The organism is Vibrio cincinnatiensis (assembly GCF_022113815.1).
Classification (GTDB): domain Bacteria; phylum Pseudomonadota; class Gammaproteobacteria; order Enterobacterales; family Vibrionaceae; genus Vibrio; species Vibrio cincinnatiensis_A.
The window spans coordinates 1-3020 of the sequence record NZ_SGOM01000033.1; the positions used below are offsets into that span (position 1 = coordinate 1).

At 38.3% G+C, this 3020-nt stretch carries 3 protein-coding genes and 1 pseudogene; 1 reads left to right on the forward strand and 3 read right to left on the reverse strand.

Annotated features, from left to right (window positions below; translation table 11 throughout):
- From EXA13_RS16250 to EXA13_RS16265, 3 genes and pseudogenes are all read right to left on the reverse strand, one after another.
- Nucleotides 1-100: pseudogene (locus EXA13_RS16250) on the reverse strand (MmcQ/YjbR family DNA-binding protein); the annotation flags it as partial.
- Between the two features lie 165 nt (nt 101-265).
- Nucleotides 266-538, reverse strand: a complete 273-nt coding sequence (locus EXA13_RS16260; protein ID WP_047689392.1) for a hypothetical protein — start codon at nt 536-538, stop codon at nt 266-268.
- A 225-nt stretch (nt 539-763) separates the two neighbouring features.
- Entirely contained in the window at nt 764-1234 is a 471-nt protein-coding gene (locus tag EXA13_RS16265; protein WP_040905370.1) for an HPP family protein, read from the reverse strand.
- A gap of 94 nt (nt 1235-1328) precedes the next feature.
- On the opposite strand from EXA13_RS16265, the gene EXA13_RS16270 reads away from it, so the two are divergent.
- Nucleotides 1329-1880 carry a TetR/AcrR family transcriptional regulator gene (locus EXA13_RS16270; RefSeq protein WP_161429676.1) on the forward strand — a complete coding sequence of 184 codons (552 nt, stop codon included), beginning with the start codon at nt 1329-1331 and terminating at the stop codon, nt 1878-1880.
- The last annotated feature ends 1140 nt before the right edge of the window (nt 1881-3020 follow it).

A 3020-nucleotide genomic window follows, 5' to 3' on the forward strand; every position in this document is an offset into this window, starting at 1 on the left:
CTTTATCACCAACTTTCCAAACGTCAGAATCGCCCCATTGAACAACATGACTTGTGGCAGGAAAGGAACCACAAAACTCATTAAATTCATCGTAATTCATACTGTTTATCCTCGAAAGCACATAACGCCCGCTTAAGGGGCAGCCAACGCCACTACTAAATTTCCGCATAACACCGTAATCACAAAAACCAACGCATAGTAAAAATGCCACGCGTTGGCTGTCCCTCTTGAAGCGTTTGTTATGTGCATATCGGTGAAACATACGCTAACTTTCTTGTATTTTCTGTATAGAAATACCTGCAATACCTACCAATGCCCACTTTGCCGATGAAATGAGCCAATAGAAATAACTTTCATTTGAGTTCACTGTAGAAGCAACCAAAAATATGCAAATTGATGCGAATAATATTAACACCCATCCTAAGCCTTTCGGTTGAAAAACCTTCGTTAAAAGTAGTTGAATGACGTAGCACACTGCCAGTGCAATAAGAAGAGAAACACTGACGTTAAGCAACTCATTTTCAAATAGCCTTTCCATTTAACCACCTGCATGATTGCGATTGATTACTAAAATACAAACTAACATTTTTCCATACTGCCATTTCAAAACAACTATCTGATTATATGGATAATATTTATTGTTGACTCATGTACATAACGCCGCGTTAAGGGGTGAGCAACGCAACGACTAACCTTACCGCATTGCAACAAAAACCAATAAAATCAATGCATAACGAAAATGCCGCGCGTTGCGAATCCCTCTTTAACGCCTTGTTAGCACTTTAACTGTTTCCCACTTAACTACCAACATTTGCATACTTTTACCCGCTAATACAATCAAAATTGCACCTAATAAAACTGGCGTAATTAGAAAACCCCAACTTTGTCCCGATAGCATGATTAACAACGGATTTGCACCTGCAGGGGGATGTGTCGTTTTTGTCATTAACATTGCACTCACCGCTATTCCCGTTGCTAGCGCCAATGTAACTGGTGATACACCAATATACTGCGTAAAAAACACCCCAACAAAAGCTGTAATTAAGTGTCCAAAAATAACATTTTTAGGCTGAGCAAGAGGGCTACTTGGCACCCCAAACACAAGTACCGCTGTAGCACCAAAAGGAGCCATTAATAAGGCAACTTCATTCAATGTTGAATCTAGAAAAGAGAGTAACCCTATGGCTAAAAAAGCCCCGACACCCGCAAAAATCGACATAACCATACTATTCATAAATACACTCCAAGAAAGTAGACCAATCTGTCTACATAAGCAGAGTAGACAATTCGGTCTACACATGTCAATATCTATTTAAAGGAGAAATAAAATGAATCCAAAACGTCAATTACTGATAGATACAGCATTAGACCTTTTTTATAAAAATGGAATAAATTCAATTGGAATCAATGAAGTAATCAGTGTTTCTGGTGTAGCAAAACGCACTCTCTATTCTCATTTTGAAAGTAAAGAAGCCTTAATTATTGCATCTTTACAAAAACGACACGAAATATTTACTTCGTGGTTAGAACACAAGCTATCAGGTTCTAACTCAAATCAGGATGTCATTCACCGTTTATTTTTATCGCTAGCAAGTTGGTTTGAGCACAAAGAGAATATGTTAGGTGATTTTAGAGGCTGCTTTTTCATTAATACTTCAGCAGAATTTAGCGACATGAACAGCGAAATATTTCAATTCTGTCACTTCCACAAAGAACAAGTACGGGAAATTATTAGTCGCCATCTTATAAGTACCGATAACACATTACTCGATGCTATCTGTATTATGAAGGAGGGAGCAATAGTTACCGCACATCTCGGTGGAAATGGAAATTTGGTGACATCAAAATGTATTCAAATACTGGAATCGTTTGAGTGCTAACGCCGCATTAAGGTGTGAGCGGCGCTTGGCTATACTTGAGCGAAGCGAAACTGCCAAGCGTTGCGAATCACTCTTAAATGCTTTGTTAGCTTTAAGCTGATAGCCCCACCAAAATTAACACATAACTATTATGAAAGGCGTGAGTTAAGAAAGCGACTTTTGCACCCTCAGATGTAGATACCTTTTGCCACACCTGAAAACCGAGGCAAAAGGGGCAAACGTGAACAAGCCCCACAATGGATGGCTTAAAGAGTGCAAAACTGAAATAGACAAGGCAACCAAGCAAGCGACCAATAGTATATTTTGCATGAACTTCTGAGCTAACCATATGAGTAGGACTATTAGTATCGTTTCTACAAATGGAGCGAATAGAATCAAACCGAGCGCATCAAAAAGGGAAAACGATAAGTTCTCATTAGGCGCATCTTCAGGCAAGCCAACTAAAAAATGATACAAACACGCTAAAACAAAGGCAATACAGGCACTTAATATCGATGCTTTAAAGCTATATGACATTTTTGAATCATTAATTTTGAATAGGAACATACGTACCCTTTTTAAAGCTAACGCCGCATTAAGGGGCAAGCAACGCAAACAACTGCACTCAAACTAACCTGCCGTAACCTCAAATGCTCATCCAAACTAAAAATGCCACGCGTTGATTGTCCCTCTTAAATGCTTTGTTATGTGACTTTACTAACTATTTCAAAGCATTACCAAAAACAGCATCGCCAAACACGATTTAACTTACACGAAAAGTCAGCATTGACCCAGTAGAAAAAACTCTGGCAACTACAAAAGTAACTTGATTCTGCGGATCATGACTATAGACAAGCTGAACGCAAACCCGCTTTACCATTAAGTACTGAATGAAGACTCGAAGAACAAGAAGCTGCAAGCCAAATCAATATGAATAAAACTGATTTTACAAACAGACAAATAACCAATTTAAACAATGAGTTAAAAGTACCTATCAAATAAATCAGAAACCAAAATCAAAATATGACAAAGCATAGAAATAGCTTAATTATCAATAAATTGTGATCTTTTTCTCTACGGTTACTAGTGTACCCCACGAAAAGTGGACACAACATAACTACACACTTTCAAACACCACTGGACTCACATAGCCCAACGCTG

Excerpts from the sequence above, each read along its gene's own strand:
- EXA13_RS16260 (WP_047689392.1), bottom strand. The coding sequence starts at position 538 with ATGGAAAGGCTATTTGAAAATGAGTTGCTTAACGTCAGTGTTTCTCTT.
- EXA13_RS16265 (WP_040905370.1), bottom strand. The coding sequence starts at position 1,234 with ATGAATAGTATGGTTATGTCGATTTTTGCGGGTGTCGGGGCTTTTTTA.
- EXA13_RS16270 (WP_161429676.1), top strand. The coding sequence starts at position 1,329 with ATGAATCCAAAACGTCAATTACTGATAGATACAGCATTAGACCTTTTT.